We start from the raw sequence: 17710 nt of genomic DNA, 5'->3' as shown, positions 1-17710 counted from the left end.
CGGTGATCCTGTCGCACAGTTCGTTACCGGTAACGAAACCCGGATCCACGACGCGACGCGCCTTCTGCAGAGCAGCAGAGGATTCACGCAGGGATGAAGACACCGATGAGAACGACGAAGTTCCGCAGGCCGCTCGCGGCCGTGACCGCCCTCGCCGCCGCCGCCCTCCTGGCGGGCTGCACCGGCGCGACCAGCCCGGCCGCGACAGGCGACGCCGACGGCCCCGTCACCCTCGAGTACTGGTCGTGGGCCCCCAACATCGAGAAGATCGTCGACGTCTGGAACCAGGCGAACCCCGACATCCAGGTGGAGGTCAACACCTCGACCGGCGGCGCGGAGATCGTCGCGAAGCTCAGCGCGGCGAAGCAGGCCGGCACCCTGCCGGACCTCTCGAACACCACCTACGAGAACCTGCCGAACCTGATCACGAGCGAGATCGCCTCCGACGTCACCGCGATCATGGGCGACCGGGAGGCCGAGACGGCCGGCCCCGCCTGGGAGCTGACGACGTTCGACGACGTGAACTACGCCGTCCCGCAGGGCACCGCGCCGATGTTCCTCTACTACCGCACCGACATCTTCGAGGCGAACGGCCTGGCCGTTCCGACCACCTGGGACGAGTACGCCGACGCCGCCCGCGCCCTGCACGCCGCGGACCCGACGAAGTACCTCGCGACCTTCCCCGCGAACGACGCGCAGCTGTTCGCCGGGCTCAGCCAGCAGGCCGGCGCCGAGTGGTGGAGCCAGGAGGACGGCACCTGGACGGTCGCGATCGACGACCCCGCCTCGCAGAAGGTCGCCGACTACTGGCAGGGCCTGGTCGACGACGGCAGCCTCGCGACTTTCAAGACCTTCACTCCGGAGTGGCAGGCCGCGCTCGCCGACGGCACGCTGGCCAGCTGGCTCGGCGCGGTCTGGACTCCCCCGCTGCTGCAGAACAACGCGCCCGACACGATCGGGAAGTGGGCCGCGGTGCCGATCCCGCAGTGGACCCCGTCCGACCCGAGCTCGGGAGTCCTGGGCGGCAGCGGCACGATCGTGACCACCGGCTCCGACCACCCGGAGCAGGCGCGCGAGTTCGCGCTCTGGCTGAACACCTCGACCGAGGCCCTCGAGGCGTACATCGAGTACGCCAGCATCTGGCCCGCCGCGCTCTCCGGCCGCGAGCTGCCCGAGCTGCAGCAGGCCCCGGCGCTGCTGCCCGAGCAGACCGACTTCTACGCCACCGCCGACGAGATCGATCAGATCACGGCGTCGGTGACCTGGGGGCCGAACGTCTCGGTCGCCTACGACGCCTTCAACAACGCCTTCAGCGCCGCCGTCAACGAGAAGGGCAGCTTCGCGGAGGCGCTCGCGAGCGTGCAGGAGGCGACCGTCGCGGACCTCGAGAAGTCCGGCTACGACGTCGCCGGGCAGTGAGGCTCCCGTGACGACCACCGCCGCGCCCCGGACCGGGCGCCCCTCGACCCTCGCCCCGCGCGCGGCACCCTGGTTCTTCGTGGCCCCCGCGGTGCTGCTCGCCGTCGCGCTGCTCGCCCTCCCGCTGCTCTACACGGTCTGGCTCAGCTTCCGCGGCAACACCGTCAGCGGCAGCGGGCTGGGCGTGAAGAAGGAGACGTTCGTCGGCTTCGACAACTACGCGCGGACCCTGTCCGACCCCGCGCTCTGGGCCGGCTTCGGCCGGATGCTGACCTACGCGCTGCTCTCGGTGCCGGTCACGATGATCCTCGCGCTGGTGTTCGCGCTCCTGCTCGACAACCTCTCCACCCGCTTCGGCCGGTTCTCGCGGATCGCGATCTTCGTGCCCTACGCGGTGCCGGGCGTGATCGCCGCGCTGATGTGGGGGTTCCTCTACCTCCCGGGCGTCAGCCCCTTCGTCGACGCGGCGACCGCTCTGGGGCTGCCCGCTCCGGTCTTCCTCGGACCGGACTCGGTGTTCCTCTCGGTCGCGAACATCGCGATCTGGGGCTCGGTCGGCTTCAACATGGTGATCCTCTACACCTCGCTGCGCGGTCTGCCGTCCGAGATCTACGACGCCGCCCGCATCGACGGCTGCTCCGAGCGCCAGCTCGCGCTGCGCATCAAGCTGCCGCTGATCGTGCCGGGAGTCATCATGACCGGGCTCTTCTCCGTCATCGGCGCACTGCAGGTCTTCTCGGAGCCGAACACGCTCGTGACGCTCACCACGGTGATCGGCTCGGACTGGGTGCCGATGATGCTGATCTACCGCGACGCCTTCGTGACCAACGACCTGTTCTCGGCGTCGGCGACCTCGGTCGTGGTCACCCTCCTCACCCTCATCGCCTCGCTCGGCCTGCTGCGGTTCCTGCAGTCGCGCGCCTTCGGAGAAGACTGATCATGACCGACACCCTCACCAAGCTCCCGCCCGTCCTCGAGGATCCGCGCCGGGCCGCGCAGTCGGTCCGCTCCCGCCGCCGCGGCCCCACGGTCACCCGGCCGCGGGCGGCGTTCTGGCCGACCGCTGTCCTGCTCGTCGGGGCCGTCTACTGCCTCCTGCCCGTCTTCTGGCTCTTCACGGCAGCGACCAAGCGCTCGGGCGAGCTGTTCACCACCTTCTCGCTCTGGCCGAGCTTCACCGGCGGGTTCCAGGAGAACTTCGCCCTGCTGCTCGGTGTGGGCAACGGCGCGTTCTGGTCCTGGTGTCTGAACAGCCTGATCTTCGCCGGCGGCGGCGGACTGCTCGGCACCGCCGTCTCCGCCCTCGCCGGCTACGGCCTCGCGAAGTACTCCTTCCGCGGGAAGAAGCTCGTGTTCAACTTCCTGCTGATCGGGGTGCTCATCCCCGGGGTGATCCTCGCGATCCCGCAGTACCTGCTGCTCTCCTCCGTCGGGATCGCCGGCACCTACTGGTCGGTGCTGCTGCCGTGCATGATCAGCCCGTTCAGCATCTACCTCTGCCGCATCTACGCCACCGCGGTCGTGCCCACCGAGATGCTCGAGGCCGGCCGGATCGACGGGGCGAGCGAGTGGCGGATCTTCTCGCGGATCGCCGTGTACCCGATGGTGCCCGGACTGATCACCGTTTTCCTGCTGCACTTCGTCGGCATCTGGAACAACTTCCTGCTCCCCTTCATCATGCTCTCGCGCACCGACATGTTCCCGTTGACGGTCGGCTTCTACTCGCTGATGAACCAGGGCAACGACCAGCCCAACACCTACAACGTCGTGATCATGGGCTGCCTCGTCTCGACCATCCCGCTGATCGCGCTCTTCCTCTTCCTGCAGCGCTACTGGCGCCTCGACCTCGTCAGCGGATCCCTCAAGGGCTGACCGCCCGGTTCCGCCGACCGCCCTGACCGCCCGGTTCCGCCGACCGCCCTGTCCGACCGCTTCTCCGCGCCGACCACCTCTCTCACACCGAAGGATCGACATGACCACCACCGAGACCGCCACCGCTCCGACCGCGACCGGCAGCACCCTCCCCGACGGCGGCTGGCCCGTCATGCTCACCCCGTTCCGCGAGGACCGCTCGCTCGACTTCGAGCAGGTCGACGCCCTCACGGACTGGCTGATCGACAACGGCGCCGCCGGCATCTTCACCGTCGCGCTCTCCAGCGAGATGTACGACCTCACCGAGGAGGAGCGCCTCGCCCTCGCGACGCGGGTCGTCGCCCGCTCCGCCGGTCGCGTCCCGGTGGTCGCCTCCTCCGTCTCCTCGGGCACCGCGGAGGAGCAGGCCGCGTCCGCCGCCGCGATGGCCGCGACCGGGGTCGACGCGGTCGTGCTGATCTCCTCGCTGGTCGGCGGGCTCACCACCACCGAGGAGGAGTGGCGCGCGACGGTGCAGCACATCCTCGACACCGTGCCGGGGGTCGACTTCGGGATCTACGAGTGCCCGGTGCCGTTCAAGCGCCTGCCCTCGACCGAGAACGTCGCCTGGATGGCCGGGACCGGCCGCTTCGTCTTCTACAAGGACACCTCGCACTCGCTCAAGACCATGCAGGAGCGCCTCGCCGCGATCGCGGGCACCCGGCTGAAGCTCTACAACGCGCAGATCTCCTCCCTCACGGACTCGCTCCGCGCGGGTGCCGCGGGCCTCAGCGGCTACGCCGCGAACATCTACCCGGAGCACGTGGCCTGGCTCTGCGAGCACTACGACGACGAGCCCGCCGAGACGGCCGTCGCCGTGCAGCGCCTGCTGACGGTCGCCGAGCACACGATCAACTCCCGCTACCCGACCTCGGCGAAGTACTACCTCCGGCACAGCTCGCGTCTGGCGATCGAGCCGATCAGCCGCTGGAAGCCCGAGGGGATCGGCGCGCACGAGGGCGCGCCGCTGCTGGAGCTCGCCGCCTACATCCGCGACCTCCGGCTGCCCGGGTCGGCGCGGGTCGAGGGCTCCCGCTAGATGCTCGTCGGGGCGTACCCGTCGCTGCCGGAGCACGCGCGACGCGACGCGGCGGCCTTCGACGCCTTCCACGAGCGGATCGCACTCGTCACCGGATGCTCGGGGTTCGAGATCCCGTTCGGCAGCGCCTTCGTCCCCGACGAGGCGGAGCTGCTGCGGCTGCTGCGCCGCGGGGGGACGCACGTGCTCACCCTGCTGCCGGCGGTGCTCGAGCGCGGGGTCGGGCTGGCGGATCCGGTCGAGGAGCGCCGGGCGGCCGCGGTCGCCCTCGTGCGGCGGGCCATGAGGGCGGCCGCGGCGGCGAACGACCGCGAGCAGCGGTCGGTCGTCGACGCCGTGCTGCTCCACTCGGCGCCGCGGACGACCCGCGGCTCCGCAGGGGCGGCCCGGGCGGCGTTCTCGCGGAGTCTCGCCGAGATCGCCGGCTGGGACGCGCACGGCGTGCGGTTCGTGATCGAGCACTGCGACTCCTTCGAGGGGCCCGGCCCGGCGAAGGGCTTCCTCGACCTTCCGACCGAACTCGACCTCGCCTCCCGCCACGGCTTCGGCACCGCGATCAACTGGGGCCGCTCCTACCTCGAGACCCGCCGCCTCGACGGCCCGCTCGAGCACGCGCGGGCCGCGCGCGACGCCGGCACCCTGGCGATGCTCGGCGTCTCGGGAGTCAGCGACACGGCCACGCCACTCGGCCCCGCGTTCAGCGACAGCCACGCCCCCGTCCGCACCGACGACACCGTCCCGAGCCTGCTCAATTCCGACACCCTGCAGCGCTTCCTCGGGGTGGATCCCGGAGCTCGTGTCGTCACCAAGGTCGCGGGCGGACCGCGCGCACTGGCCGCCTCCGCCCACGCCGCCCGCCGGCCCTTCCTGCCGGCCGAGCAGCCCCGCAGGCTTCCCCTGCCGGCCGAGCAGCCCCGCAGGCCCCACATGCTGGTCGAGTAGCCCCGCAGGGGCGTATCGAGACCCACCGTCCCCGGCAGTTCCGGCCTGACGACACGACGCCGACCACATCACCGCTCTCTGGAGACACGCCATGACCCACCACCCCGCCGACACCCGCTACGACCGCATGACCTACCACCGGACCGGCCGCAGCGGCCTGAAGCTGCCCGCCCTCTCGCTGGGCCTGTGGCACAACTTCGGCGAGACGAAGCCGATCGAGACCCAGCGCGCGATCGTCCGCCGAGCCTTCGACCTCGGGATCACCCACTTCGACCTCGCCAACAACTACGGCCCGCCCTACGGCTCCGCCGAGACGGCGTTCGGCCGGATCCTCGCGGAGGACCTGCGCCCGTACCGCGACGAGCTGGTCCTCTCCACGAAGGCCGGCTACGACATGTGGCCCGGCCCCTACGGCGATCACGGCTCGCGCAAGTACCTGCTCTCCTCGCTCGACCAGAGCCTCGGCCGGCTCGGCGTCGACCACGTCGACGTCTTCTACTCGCACCGCCCCGACCCGGAGACCCCGATCGAGGAGACGATGGGCGCGCTGGCGAGCGCGATCCAGCAGGGCAAGGCCCTCTACGCGGGCGTCTCGAACTACTCGCCCGAGCAGACGATCGCCGCCCGCGACGCGCTCGCCGCGTACGGGGTGCCGCTGCTGATCCACCAGCCCCGCTACTCGATGCTCGACCGCCGGCCCGAGGAGTCGGGCCTGCTCGACCTCGTCGAGCGGGAGGGCATCGGCGCCATCGTCTTCTCGCCACTGGAGCAGGGGCTGCTCACCGACCGCTACCTCTCCGGCGAGATCCCGCCGGACTCGCGCGCCGCGGTCGGGCACTTCCTCAAGCCCGGGGCCCTCGAGGGCGACTACCAGCGGCTGATCCAGGGCCTGAAGGAGATCGCGGACGGGCGCGGCCAGAGCATCGCCCAGCTCGCCCTGAACTGGGTGCTGCGCTCCTCCGCTGTCACCTCGGCGATCATCGGCGCCTCGAGCGTGCAGCAGCTGGAGCAGAACGTGGCGGCCCTCGACGCGCCGCCCCTCTCGGCGACCGAACTCGGGGCGATCGAGGATCTGCTCCAGCACTGACACCGTGCCGACCGGCGAGCTCGGATGCATCCACACGTCGGTTCCCGGCCCCGCGAGTCGAGGTCGTCCTGAGGGACGAGGCTGCACGCGACATCGGACATCGACGTCCGCTAGCCGATGATCCTGTCCAGGGTCGCGGCGGGAAGATCGAGCCGGTTCAGCAGGCGGAGGACGACGAAGACGCTGGGGTTGTCCTGGTCGCCGCGCTCGATGCGGCGCAGAGTCGCGGTTCCGACGCCTGCGTCGCGCGCGAGGTCCTCCTGGCGGAGCCCCCGCTCCAGCCGGGCTCGGCGCAGGTGCGCTCCGAGCCGGCGTGCGGAGTCGGTGGTGGGGTGGAGAGGTCGAGGCATCGGCGATCGGCCCTTCGGTGCTCAGTCGGACGGGATCGGGGTGCCGCGCCGGCCGTAGGCGCCGGCGGCGAGGAACGCGGCGGCCAGCAGTGCGGCGACGAGCCAGAAGGCGTTGAGGAGCCCGAACGACTCCGAGAGGCCGCCGATGACGGGCGGGCCGGCGAGGTTCGCGAGGTAGCCGACGGAGGCGACGATGCTGACGCGGGCGGCCGGGTTCGGACCGCTGTCGGCGGCGGCGGACATGCCCAGGGGGAAGCCCATCGAGACGCCGACCGCCCAGAGCACCGTCCCGAGGAGGATCAGCCAGGTGGGCCCGCCGAGGATGAACAGCACGAGCCCCAGCACCCCGACGGCGGCCGTGATCCGGATGGTGGCGACGCGGCCGAGGCGGTCGACGACCGGGCCGCCGACGACGCGAGCGATCGTCTCACCCAGGGCGAAGACCGTGAAGAAGAGCGCGGCGACCGTCTCCGTCTGTCCGTGGCCGTCCCGGGCCGAGAGCGACAGCCAGCTGTTCGCGGTCCCCTCCCCCAGCTCGGCGCCGAACATGACCACGCCGATGAGCAGAAGCCGCCAGTCGGCCAGGACCCGCAGCCGCTGACGCCAGCCACTCGAGGCCGGGGCTCCCGCGGCGCTCGCCTCGACGGCCTGCGCCGCCGGAAGGTAGCGGACCGCGATCAGGCCGGCGATCGCGATCAGCACCGCCTCGGCGCAGAACTGCCACTCGAAGCGGATCCCGGCCGCCGATGCGCCGGCGCCGAGCACGGAGCCGAGGATCGCGCCCGCCGACCAGGCCGCGTGCAGCAGCGGCATCAGCGTCTTCTGCACGGCGGCCTCGACCGCCGCACCCTCGACGTTGATCATCACGTCGAGCGAGCCGACCCCCAGGCCGACCGCGACGAACCCGACGATCGTGATGCCGAGGGAGCCGGCGACTCCGGCTCCGAGACCGACGACGGCCACGCCGGCAGCGGTCGTCAGGAGGGCGCCGAGGATCGCGCGCCGGGCACCGAGCCTCGACAGCAGCAGCGCCGCGACGCCCAGGCCGGCGATCGAGCCGACGGTCACGCCTGCCAGGGCGAGGCCGATCACGGCGTCCCCGATCCCCAGGGAATCGCGGATGCTCGGGAGTCGCGGACCCCAGGTGGAGACCGTGACGCCCCCGAGGGCGAACATCACCATGACGGCGTTCCGCCACGCGGCGGTCGAGTGGCGAGAGGGGGCGAGGGCGGTGCCGTGAACGTTCACAGGCCAGACGCTAGCAGAGGTCGGCGCAGAACCGTGAACGTTCCGATTTCTGCAGAGAAAGAGAGCCCGGGCGAGCGCATCGGTGCGCCGACCCGTGCAGTCGCGGTCAGGCGGAGTCGCGCAGGAGGAGTGTGAGCCCGACGACGGACTCCCCCACCGGCCCCGTTCCGCCGTCGGAGAAGGCCCGCTCGAGCAGCGTGACGGCCGCCTCCGCGAGCCGGGCCTTGTCGATCGCCAGGGTCGTCAGCTCGGGCGTGACGAGTCGGCCGATGTCGAGGCCGTCCACGCCGATCACCGCCACCTCTTCGGGCACGCGGCGCCCGGCCCTCGCCAGCGTCTTGAGCACGCCCAGCGCCATGATGTCGTTGTAGACGAGGACCGCGTCGAGCTCCGGGCACTGCTCCAGCAGCTCGCCGGCCCCGCGCATCCCGCCCTCCATGCTCTCCTCCGCGACGAGCGCCGGCAGGTCCCGCCAGGACAGGTCGTGCTCCTCGAGACCTGCGCGGAAGACGTCGCGGCGGACGTCGGTCCCCACCTCCGAACCGAGGAACGCGATCCGGCGCCGGCCCTGCGCGACGAGACGATCGACGGCCGCCCGGACCCCCTGCTCGACCTCGAGCACGACCCGCCCGTTCAAGCGCTCGTCGGCGGGCCCGTCGATCATCACCAGCGGCAGTCGCCGCTGCCCGCCCCGCAGCACGTCCTCGGGCAGCAGCGACAGGGTGTCCGTGCGGCAGCCTGTGAGCACCAGCGCGTCGACGCCCGAGACGATCGTCGCGAGCTGCCCGCGCGCCTTCCCCCGGTCCGTGCCGACGTCGCAGAGCAGCACGCCCCAGTCCCGATCGGCCGCGACCCGGTTCACCGCCGCGGCGAGTTCCGCGAAGTACGGGTTGCTCAGGTCCTCGAGCACGAGCCCGATGATCGTGCGGCGCCCGCGGACCATGCTCTGCGCCGCCCGGTTCGGACGGTAGTTCAGCTCCCGCGCCGCCGCGATCACACGCGCCTTCGTCGTCGCCCGGACATCCGCCATGTCGTTGAGAGCACGGCTGACCGTCTGCCGCGACACGCCTGCGACCCGCGCCACGTCGATGATCGTCGCCGGAGCAGGAGGAACGGACATGGCACGAGGGTACGCGCTGGGCGCGCCCCCTCTCAGGGCCGTCGGAGTCCCCGCTGCGACTCACGGCCGTCCGGCCCGGGGCGGACGTCCGGTGTCGAGACTTCACGCGCCCGTGACGCGGGGACCGTCCGCTCTGCGTCCGCGACCTGCTCGTCGATTGCGCTCTCGACGTCCAGCAGCAGCCATTCCGAGGTCCCCGCCGCCGCTCAGAACAGCCGGACCGCGTCCTCCGGCTCGTCCAGCCCGCGCACCAGCGTCGGGATCCGCTTCTTGAAGGCGAAGAACCCGCGCGACGCCGACGGCCACGCGGTGCCGTCCCAGCGGCGGCGCACGGTGACGAGCGCGATCCCCTCCTGAGCGAGGGCGGAGCGGAGCGCGTCCAGCCGCTCCTGCACGGGGCCGACCGGCGCGTACGGGACCACTACGGTGTCGAGCCGCTCGGACGCCGCCCAGTCGACGACCGTCGAGGGCACCGCATCGGCCAGCACGCGCGCCGGCCGGCCGCCCTTGTCCGGCGTGTGCTCCGCGGCGTCGGCGATCGCCGCGGCGGTGAAGTCCTGCACCGCCTCGGAGACCGCGAACGGCGAGCGCTCCCCCGGGTCGGCGAAGACCGCGGTCGCGATCAGCCGCTCCGCCAGTCCGGGCTGCTCGGCGAGCAGGCTCCTCGCGTCGAGGTCCTCCTCGTGCAGCAGGAGGCCGGGGCGGGTGCCGAGGGTGCCGACGACGTCGTCCGGCTCGATCGGCGTCCGGGGCGGGAAGTGCTCCTCGCTGAGCGCGGGTGCCGAGCCGGCGAGGCCCTGCGGCGAGAAGCGGCCCTCGGTGTACTTGGCGATGTTGGACGCGGTCGCGAGGTAGGTCTTGCCCGGGGTCTGCAGGCCGGCGACCCAGCGCCAGGAGAGAGTGTTGGAGGCGGCGTCGCCGTCGAGCAGGTGCCGGTAGAAGAAGTCGGCGCCGAGCTGCCAGGGCAGGCCGAGCGTGAAGATCCAGATGCTGGCGAACCACATGCGCGTGTGATTGTGCAGGTACCCGGTCTCGACGAGCTCCTGCACCCAGGCGTCCATCGCGCCGATGCCGCTCCGGCCCTCGATCGCGTCGCGGTAGCCGGTCGGGAGGTGCCCCTCGAAGTCGCTCACCTCGCGGCGGTAGCGGCGCCACACCTCGGGGTTCTGCTCGAGCCAGCCCTTCCAGTAGGTGCGCCAGAACACCTCCTGGACGAACTTCTCCGCGGCGGTCAGCGTGTGGCGGGCGAGGACGGCGACGACGACCTCCCGCTCGGTGACGAGCCGGTGGCGGAGGTACGGGGAGAGCCCGGACACGTTGCTCCGGGACGGTCCGTGGTCGTGATTGCGCTCGCGCGTGTAGGCGGAGCCGGCGCGCGCGACGAAGTCGTCGAGCGCCTCGAGACCGGCGGCTCGGGTCGGGATGAACATCCCGCCATCATGCGACGCGCTCCGGGGCGGGGGCTGACAGCGTCTTGCCACAACCTGTTTGGTCGGATCAACCACCGGCTGCCGCCGGGCCTCCTCAGACGTGCCGAGAGCGCCGTGAAGATCCGGTCTCACCAATGTCGGTAGTGGATGGTTCGATCTTCTCAACCAAGAAGGAGCGAGTCGTGTCAACAGGATTTATCAGGTTGCGCCACCCGTCGACGCCGACGCCGGACGGATGCCGTTGGTGCGGTACCGCTCCGGCGGGACACGGTTACATGTGGGTGCGATCGATAGGAGGCCACCTTTGGGAAGCGCCGACTAGCGCTCAGCGGCTTGCTCGCATGCGCCATCGGGGAGTCATTGCGCGCGCCGCATGAGCTCCTCGAAAACTTCAATCAGTGCGGCAGGGACCTCGTCCTTCGTCTTCAGGCGTAGGACCAAGGAAAGCAGCATGTCCGGCTTGCCCTTCGGGGCGCCGCTCGAACCTCGTTGAACCATGCGAAGGACGTCGGTACTGAACTTCTTTCCCACCCCTCGGTGCGATGCGAAATCGGCCTCCGACCAAGTGTCAGATGGGACGTCGTCCCCATCTCGAATCCACAAATCGTTCGCTGCAGTCACCCATTGCGCGTCAGAAAAGACGTCCTCGATCTCGTTGGGATCGCCGACATAGAGGCAATGCTTGCTGGGATGCAAGCCCGACTTCAACAATCGCTCGTCGCTGAAGACGTGCTTCGCGACGGTCTTTGAGTCGGTATCAACGAGGAACGAGACCTTCCTCTCGTGTCCTGCGAGAAATTGAGCAAAGCGCAACGCGCCTTCGTTGTTGTGGCACGGCCAGAGCGCGATACCGCACGATTCAAGATGGCGACCGGTAGCGAGTTTGAAAAGAACCGGAATCACTCTCGCTTCTGTCTCCCCTTCCACGCCAACAAAAAGCCGCTCATGCAACAAGACTGTATTTCGGAGGCCGACGCTGGCCGCGATGGCGCCGAGGTGCAAGCCGACCTGAGAGTCGTCGGCGAGGTGCTCAAGTATCGTGCGATGCTCAGCGTGCTTGACATGGACGACATCACTGATGTCGGTGCCATCGATGAGGTTCATCGAGTGAGAAGCTATGACGACAGTGACGTTCGGATGCGTAGTCTGCTCGTGGATCAGCCGCATCAATTCGCGTTGATGTCCGTAATCGAGATGTGTGTCCGGCTCATCGTAGAGAAGAACCACGTCCTCACCTGAGCGAGCGAGCACGGTGGAATTGTGCTCCCAGACCGCCAACGCGATGCGGCGTGCACGCCCGGCGCCTGAAACCTGAAGTCCAATCTCTTCTCCCGCGGGGTTCAACACCGTGATCTGAGTCGACTTCAGACCATTAGCGCTTGTGAAACTGACGGTTGGTCTAATCGTGACGTCGCCGATATCTTGCACCTTCTGCATGATATGGTCGCGAATCTCCTCCGCATCTTGCGTCAACTTTCGTTCGAGTTCCGCCTCAATCGTGCGGACATCGCCTTGTAACTCGTCCGACTCGAGGTGACCTCGGTACGCTGTCTGTAGCGTCGACTGAATGGCCGTCTCGGCGTTGACTGCACTAGCAGCGTCGAAGCGCTGGCCAGCAGGTAGCGCCCGGTCCAGAGCTGTCTCCGCGGGGCTCCACATTTCCTCGGTGTCGGCCGCCGTAGCAGCTTCATCCAGCCGGCTTACGAGGTCGGCCTTGTATCCGTCTGTCGGCAAGCCAAGTCCACTGAGCCGATCCTTCAACACATCGACCTTTAGGGCGGCATAGTCCCGCAGGCGAACGTCGGCTGGAACCTGCTTGAGCACCTCTAGAGACGTAGTTCCATTTCGGTGCACGCGCCGGGCTCGGAGAGGCGACGACCCAAGTCCGCTTTCCGTGTCGCGGAGCTCAAAGGTTCCCTCCACCCACGTTTCGGCAACACGACGAACCGTTTCGTCGTCATCCAGGACGCCACCCCGAAGATAGGTGCGATCCGAATCGTCTAGCTTTCGGGACCCGAGTAGAAATGAAATCGCGTCAATAATGGCGGTCTTGCCGGCATCATTGTGCCCGGCGAGCACCGTCGGAGAACCAATCGGCAACGGTCCCAGGGATTCGACCGACCGGAAGCCGGCAATGGACACACTAATAAGCTTCATCATTCCCCCGTACGACTGCTGTCCCGAGATAAACCTATCGCTAACTGCCCGGCCACGCACCCTGTGGTCCTGCGCGGAGCCACTCAACGTCAGGCGCCTGAGTGCGATGGCGTTTCGATCTTGCGGTCCTGACAGCCCGACAAGTCGCGCCCCCAGTGAACCGTCAGTGCGCCAGCTGGGCAGGCCGACCAACACCACAAGAACTACACCGACATTCGGACAGCGCACTCTACCGGATGCCTGTTTGAGGAGGTGACAGACAGGACTTGAATCGGACCGTTCGCCATGGCGCCGGGAGCAGCCGGTCAGGCGGGGGAAGTGGATTCTGCGTCGAACGGAAGCTCAAAGACGCGCGCCTTCACCTTGGGCGCTACTCCTTTTGACTACTAGAAGGCAGCTGATTCACGCACCAGCCCGCCCAAGCTGTTCCGGCACGCCACGGTCGTCAGACGTCCGGATCGCCGCGGAGGAAGGACTCGACAGCCTCGATGACCTCGCTGCCGCGGTCTTCGCGGATCGCCGTGATGGGCGTGTCCTCGTGGAGCACGGGGTTCCCGCCGAGGAACCACTGGCGCGCGACGTGCTCCGACTCCGACTCCGACAGCGCGACCCAGACGCGATGGCCGAGCTGCAGCCGGCGCGTGAAGTCCGCGGACGGGCGCGGACCGTCGGGTTTCGCCCACTTGCTGGGCAGCTTCCGGTCCTTGGAGCCGGTCATCGCCGCGACGAGTGTCGGGCCCAGACCCTGAACGAGCACGGCAGCGACCTCATGGACGTCCATGCGTGCGGTTCTCGCGTGCTGACCTGTCGTCACTGCGGTTGGCATCGCACCCTCCTCGAGAGCATCGTTACCCCTACTTTACCCCCGAGTTCTCCGACGGCGGCGGTATGACGAGGCCCTCCGCATCGCCGCCCCCTACCCCTTCGCCTGGAAGTACACGTCCACGAAGTAGTTCGTGGAGTTGTACGACGACGACGGCATGACCCCGCCGGATCCGTAGCGGTAGACGCCGTTGTCGCCGGAGGCCGAGGTCAGCGCGCCGTTCGTGACCGGCGACGCCAGCCCGGCTCCCGTGGCGGCGTAGTAGCCCGCGGGCGCGAGGTACGACACCGTGTAGCGCGCGCCCGGCACGAGCTCGACCGGCGAGGCGAACGCGGCGCTCTGCCAGCCGGTCGCGGTCTCGCCGGTGAATGTCACCTGCGCGATCCGCGTGCCGGAGGCGTCCCACAGCGAGCCGACGTGGGTGCCGGTGTTGCGGGAGCCCTTGTAGAAGGCGATGCCGGTGGCGCTGCCCGCCGTCGACGCGGTGAAGGACATCCCGACCTCGACCGAGGACGAGTCCTCAGCGGAGGCGGTCGCGGGGGTCGCATCCGCGAAGAGGCGCGTGCCCGACGGGGTGGTCGGCGTCGGGGTCGGAGTGGGCGTGGGCGTCGCCGACGGCGTGAACGAGACGTCGACCAGGTAGTTCGTGGTCGAGCGCTGCCCCGCGAAGCCGCCGGAGTAGGTGTAGGCGCCGGAGTCGCTCGCGGTGACGAGCGGGCCGCGCGTGGATCCGGAGCCGAAGCCGTTGATCGTGGCGGAGTAGTTGCCGGTGGTCGTCGTGTAGGCGGCGACGTAGTCGGTCCCGCCGGTCACGGCCACCGGAGTGGCGAACGTCACCTGCTGCCAGCCGGCCGTGCTCTCGGCGGTGAAGGTCGCCCGGCCGATCTCGGCGCCGGTGTCGGCGTTCGAGAGCGTGCCGACGTGGGTACCGGTGTTGCCGGGGCCCTTGTAGAAGCGGAGCGACGTGATCGTGCCGTCGACCAGCGGGGCGAAGCGCGTGCCCAGGGTGACGGGCGTGCCCTCGGCGACCTGCGCGATGCCCGGGGTCGTCGAGTCGTCGAAGAGCCGGCAGGGGCAGGCTCCCGCGACGGTGTCCGGCGCCTGGGTGGTGAAGGTCCAGCTGCCGCCGGCGGTGACGGTGCCGCCGCCGGTCGCGGTGCCGGCGAGCGTCGCGGTGTACCCGGTCGACGCGGCGAGCGGGGCGGTGGGCGTGAAGGTGGCGGTGCGGGTGGTGGCGTTGTACGAGGTGCTGCCCGCGACGCTCGCGCCGGCGGCGGTCTTCAGCGTCATCGCGACGGTGCTCGCCGTGACCGCCTTCGAGAAGACGGCCGAGACCTTCGTCGACGGCGCGACGCTCGAGGAGCCGGCCAGCGGCGCCTGCGACCCGACGCTCAGCGGCGTGGCGTCGACCGTGCTGTAGACGGCGTCGACGAAGTAGTTGTTCGCGCGGTAGCTGTCGGTCGGGAAGCCGCCGGTGGTGCTGTAGACCCCGGCGGGCGTCGCGCCGAAGCCGCCGGCGACCGTCAGCGGGGCGGCGGCGTAGCCGGTGCTCGACCAGAACCAGTCGGCGGACGAGTAGTGGCCGGTCGTGGTCGTGTACGAGACGACGTAGGTGGTGCCGGCGGTGACGGCGACGGGCGCGCCGAACGTGGCGGTCTGCCAGCCGCTCGCCGACTCGTTCGCGAAGGCGACGGTGGCCAGCTGCCGGCCGTCGACGCTCCAGAGGGTGCCGGTGTGCGGGCCGGTGTTGGCCGCGCTCTTGTAGAAGCGCACGCCCTGGATGAAGCCGTCGGCGCTCGGGGTGAAGCGCAGGCCGAGGGTGGCCGGATCGACGTCGCCGGAGTCGGCGGTCTTCGGCACCTCGGCGCCGAACACGGTGGCCGTGCCGGTGATGGTGACGGCGCGGCTCGTGACGGCGCCGATGTTGGCGCTGTCGTCGACGGCGCGCACCCGGATCGAGACGGTGCCGGCGCCGTGCTGGACGTAGCTGTACGACCAGGACGTCGTGCCGGTCGCCGGGTGCCAGGTGGCGCCGTCGGTCGAGACCTCGACGCCGGCGACCTTGCCCGAGGCGTCGGTCGCGGTGCCCGAGACCGAGACCGTGCTGCCGTTGGCCTTGCTGGTGGCGCCCGAGGGGTTCGAGACCGCGACGGTCGGGCCCGCGGTGTCGGTGCTCTTCGTCGCGGCGACCAGGCCGCTCATCAGCGTGGTGGGCTGCACGCCCATGTCGGCGAAGAGGTTCACCTGCGCCTGCTGCATCCGGACGTCCGCGGCGGCACCGTTGCCGTCGTGCTGCTGGTCGAGGCCCCAGGTCCACTGCACGGAGCCTGCCGAGAAGACGAGCGCGCCGCTCGCCGCCTTGTACAGGGTGAGGTTGTGCCGGGTGGTGCCCGCGGCGACGGTGGTGCCGAAGTCCTGCAGGTACTCGGGGACGGCGCCGGTCGTCGTCGAGAGGCGGATCAGGCCGGGCGGCCGGGCGCCGTTGTCGACGTCCTCGTTGGACTCGTAGCCGATGGTGTGCGGGGCGAGCGCGGCGCTGCTCCCGGTGGCGAGGCCGGTGAGCGAGGTGTTGCGCCAGAGCCGCAGCTTCCCCTCCGCGGCGCTGACGGTCACCGGCAGATCCGAGTAGTTCACCATGTAGAGCGTGCCCGCGAGGCTGTTCTCGGGCCGGCCGCCGCCGTTCGCCACCGAGGCGAAGCGCGGGTCGCGCCAGGTGCCGGTGGACTCGGGCGACGGGTCGGTCTTGGCGTTCGCCCAGGTCTCCTTGTAGGTGACGACGGTCCGGTAGTCCTGGCCGCCCGCGGTCGGCGAGGGCTCGTAGCGGGTGCGCCAGTAGTTCTCGTTGCCGGAGAGGAACTGCAGGTTCACGCCGGCGTCGCGCGCGGCGGTGACGTTCGCGCGCTGGGCGCCGGACCAGTACTCGTCGTGGCCGACGGAGAGGAAGGTGCGGTGCTGCTTCAGCGCCGAGCCGAAGCGGTCGGTGTCGACGCCGCTGAAGTAGCTGACGTCGTAGCCGTTGCGCTCGAGGAAGCGCACCAGCGGGAACTCGTTGGCGAAGTAGAAGTCGCGGCCCTCGTTGTCGCCGCGGGTGGTGACGGGCCGGTTGTAGCTGAGCTTGTAGGCGCGGCCGTTGGCGCCGCCGCTGTAGAAGTTCGAGCCGCCGTAGGTGTTGTAGGCCTGCCAGGTGGGGTCGGAGGTCTGGAAGAGCACGGCCGAGGTGCTGGCGGTGTCGCGCACGACGAAGGTGATCTGGCTCCGGCCGCCCGTGTCGGCGCGGGTGAGCAGGGCGACGTAGACGCCCGAGACGGCGGTGCTCGGCACGTCCCAGCCCGCCGAGACGGCCCAGGTGCCGCAGTCGTAGAGCTCGGTGGTGACGTCGGAGAGGCACTCGGGCTGGAGCTGCGGGAGGGCCGCGGTCGGGGTCACCGAGGTGATGAGACGCGCGCCCTTCCCGGCGTACCAGCCGGTGCGGTAGACGTCGATGGAGTAGGCCGCGGCGTCGGTGTCGATCTTGAAGTCGATCCGCTGGCCGACGTTGACGCTGATGTCGGTGGAGTAGCCCTGGATCGACGGGTCGCCGGCTCCGGTGATGTCCCAGACCGACGGGTCGGTACCGGGCTTCGCGTTCTCGCAGACGATGGCGTTCTGCCCCGGCGCGCAGGCGGTGTCGGCGCTCGCGGTCGGCACGACGAGACCGACCACGACGAGGGCTGCGGCGGCGGCGATCGCGAGGAGCGACGCGCGGAGGCGGCCTCGGCGGGTCGGCGGGAGGAGCCGCGGCGTCAGCGGGGTGCGCGGCGCAAGGGAGGTGCGCGGCGTCAGGGGGGTGCGCGGAGCGGGGGCGGGGTCCATCGGGGACGCCTTTCGGGGGTCGTTCCCGCGTCGGGTACGCGGGAGCCGGCGACGGGGCGCGTCCGGGGACGCGCCGAGCCCGGGTCCGCGAGGGTCCTGCAGCTCCCCCGCCAGGATCGGGGAAGAGGGGGACGCCGGGCGGGTGGACCGGGAATGCCGAGCAGAAAAACGGTACCGGAAGCAGAACGCGCCAGGGGGTCGATTCGGCAACGATTCGTGGTAATGCGCTGTGCGGCTCCGGACTTCCGATGCCGACGTGACCGGGGCGGGGACGTTCCAGGCCGCTCGTCGCTGATCCGACGCCGGATCGTTACCGAGAGAGCGCTCTCTCA

13 protein-coding genes are annotated in these 17710 nt (G+C 70.1%); 6 read left to right on the top strand and 7 right to left on the bottom strand.

Going from position 1 to position 17710, the window contains the following annotated elements:
• Positions 1-105 precede the first annotated feature (105 nt).
• From MT355_RS10740 to MT355_RS10715, 6 genes are all read left to right on the top strand, one after another.
• The gene (locus MT355_RS10740; protein ID WP_243599505.1) at positions 106-1419 is read left to right on the top strand and encodes an ABC transporter substrate-binding protein; all 1314 of its coding nucleotides are present in this window, start codon (positions 106-108) and stop codon (positions 1417-1419) included.
• Between the two features lie 7 nt (positions 1420-1426).
• Positions 1427-2356: a carbohydrate ABC transporter permease gene (locus tag MT355_RS10735; RefSeq protein WP_123731534.1), complete on the top strand. Its 930-nt coding sequence runs from the start codon at positions 1427-1429 to the stop codon at positions 2354-2356.
• A 2-nt stretch (positions 2357-2358) separates the two neighbouring features.
• Positions 2359-3291 (top strand): carbohydrate ABC transporter permease, encoded by a 933-nt coding sequence (locus MT355_RS10730; protein ID WP_159986384.1) that lies wholly within the window; start codon positions 2359-2361, stop codon positions 3289-3291.
• 100 nt (positions 3292-3391) lie between these two features.
• Entirely contained in the window at positions 3392-4369 is a 978-nt protein-coding gene (locus MT355_RS10725) for a dihydrodipicolinate synthase family protein (RefSeq protein WP_243599504.1), read from the top strand.
• On the top strand, positions 4370-5311 hold the full coding sequence (locus MT355_RS10720) for a DUF4862 family protein (RefSeq protein ID WP_243599503.1): 942 nt from the start codon (positions 4370-4372) through the stop codon (positions 5309-5311).
• A 91-nt stretch (positions 5312-5402) separates the two neighbouring features.
• Complete coding sequence (locus MT355_RS10715) at positions 5403-6398, top strand: aldo/keto reductase (protein ID WP_243599502.1); 996 nt, start codon at positions 5403-5405, stop codon at positions 6396-6398.
• A 110-nt stretch (positions 6399-6508) separates the two neighbouring features.
• Here the strand turns inward: MT355_RS10715 and MT355_RS10710 are convergent, their stop codons facing one another.
• The 7 genes from MT355_RS10710 to MT355_RS10680 all read right to left on the bottom strand — a co-directional run bounded on the left by MT355_RS10710 (position 6509) and on the right by MT355_RS10680 (position 17378).
• Positions 6509-6748, bottom strand: coding sequence for a helix-turn-helix domain-containing protein (locus MT355_RS10710; RefSeq protein ID WP_123736065.1), 240 nt, complete (start codon positions 6746-6748; stop codon positions 6509-6511).
• A 21-nt stretch (positions 6749-6769) separates the two neighbouring features.
• The gene (locus MT355_RS10705; protein WP_243599501.1) at positions 6770-7996 is read right to left on the bottom strand and encodes an MFS transporter; all 1227 of its coding nucleotides are present in this window, start codon (positions 7994-7996) and stop codon (positions 6770-6772) included.
• Between the two features lie 106 nt (positions 7997-8102).
• Complete coding sequence (locus tag MT355_RS10700) at positions 8103-9116, bottom strand: LacI family DNA-binding transcriptional regulator (protein ID WP_123736067.1); 1014 nt, start codon at positions 9114-9116, stop codon at positions 8103-8105.
• Between the two features lie 206 nt (positions 9117-9322).
• Complete coding sequence (locus MT355_RS10695) at positions 9323-10546, bottom strand: FAD-binding domain-containing protein (protein ID WP_243599500.1); 1224 nt, start codon at positions 10544-10546, stop codon at positions 9323-9325.
• Between the two features lie 357 nt (positions 10547-10903).
• Positions 10904-12688 (bottom strand): ATP-binding protein, encoded by a 1785-nt coding sequence (locus MT355_RS10690; RefSeq protein ID WP_243599499.1) that lies wholly within the window; start codon positions 12686-12688, stop codon positions 10904-10906.
• 460 nt (positions 12689-13148) lie between these two features.
• Positions 13149-13484, bottom strand: coding sequence for a hypothetical protein (locus MT355_RS10685; protein WP_243582930.1), 336 nt, complete (start codon positions 13482-13484; stop codon positions 13149-13151).
• A gap of 135 nt (positions 13485-13619) precedes the next feature.
• On the bottom strand, positions 13620-17378 hold the full coding sequence (locus tag MT355_RS10680) for a DUF4082 domain-containing protein (protein ID WP_243599498.1): 3759 nt from the start codon (positions 17376-17378) through the stop codon (positions 13620-13622).
• Between the last annotated feature and the right edge of the window lie 332 nt (positions 17379-17710).

It is taken from the genome of Rathayibacter sp. VKM Ac-2929 (genome assembly GCF_022815495.1).
In the GTDB taxonomy this organism is placed as follows: Bacteria; Actinomycetota; Actinomycetes; order Actinomycetales; family Microbacteriaceae; genus Rathayibacter; species Rathayibacter festucae.
Note: the sequence above shows the minus strand (reverse complement) of the source record. Positions and strands in the feature narration are given on the sequence as shown.

Bases quoted from the DNA above. Each gene is read 5' to 3' on its own strand.
- MT355_RS10695 (WP_243599500.1), bottom strand. From the start codon at position 10,546: ATGTTCATCCCGACCCGAGCCGCCGGTCTCGAGGCGCTCGACGACTTC.
- MT355_RS10720 (WP_243599503.1), top strand. From the start codon at position 4,370: ATGCTCGTCGGGGCGTACCCGTCGCTGCCGGAGCACGCGCGACGCGAC.
- MT355_RS10685 (WP_243582930.1), bottom strand. From the start codon at position 13,484: ATGGACGTCCATGAGGTCGCTGCCGTGCTCGTTCAGGGTCTGGGCCCG.
- MT355_RS10740 (WP_243599505.1), top strand. From the start codon at position 106: ATGAGAACGACGAAGTTCCGCAGGCCGCTCGCGGCCGTGACCGCCCTC.
- MT355_RS10680 (WP_243599498.1), bottom strand. From the start codon at position 17,378: ATGGACCCCGCCCCCGCTCCGCGCACCCCCCTGACGCCGCGCACCTCC.
- MT355_RS10725 (WP_243599504.1), top strand. From the start codon at position 3,392: ATGACCACCACCGAGACCGCCACCGCTCCGACCGCGACCGGCAGCACC.
- MT355_RS10700 (WP_123736067.1), bottom strand. From the start codon at position 9,116: ATGTCCGTTCCTCCTGCTCCGGCGACGATCATCGACGTGGCGCGGGTC.
- MT355_RS10715 (WP_243599502.1), top strand. From the start codon at position 5,403: ATGACCCACCACCCCGCCGACACCCGCTACGACCGCATGACCTACCAC.
- MT355_RS10710 (WP_123736065.1), bottom strand. From the start codon at position 6,748: ATGCCTCGACCTCTCCACCCCACCACCGACTCCGCACGCCGGCTCGGA.
- MT355_RS10730 (WP_159986384.1), top strand. From the start codon at position 2,359: ATGACCGACACCCTCACCAAGCTCCCGCCCGTCCTCGAGGATCCGCGC.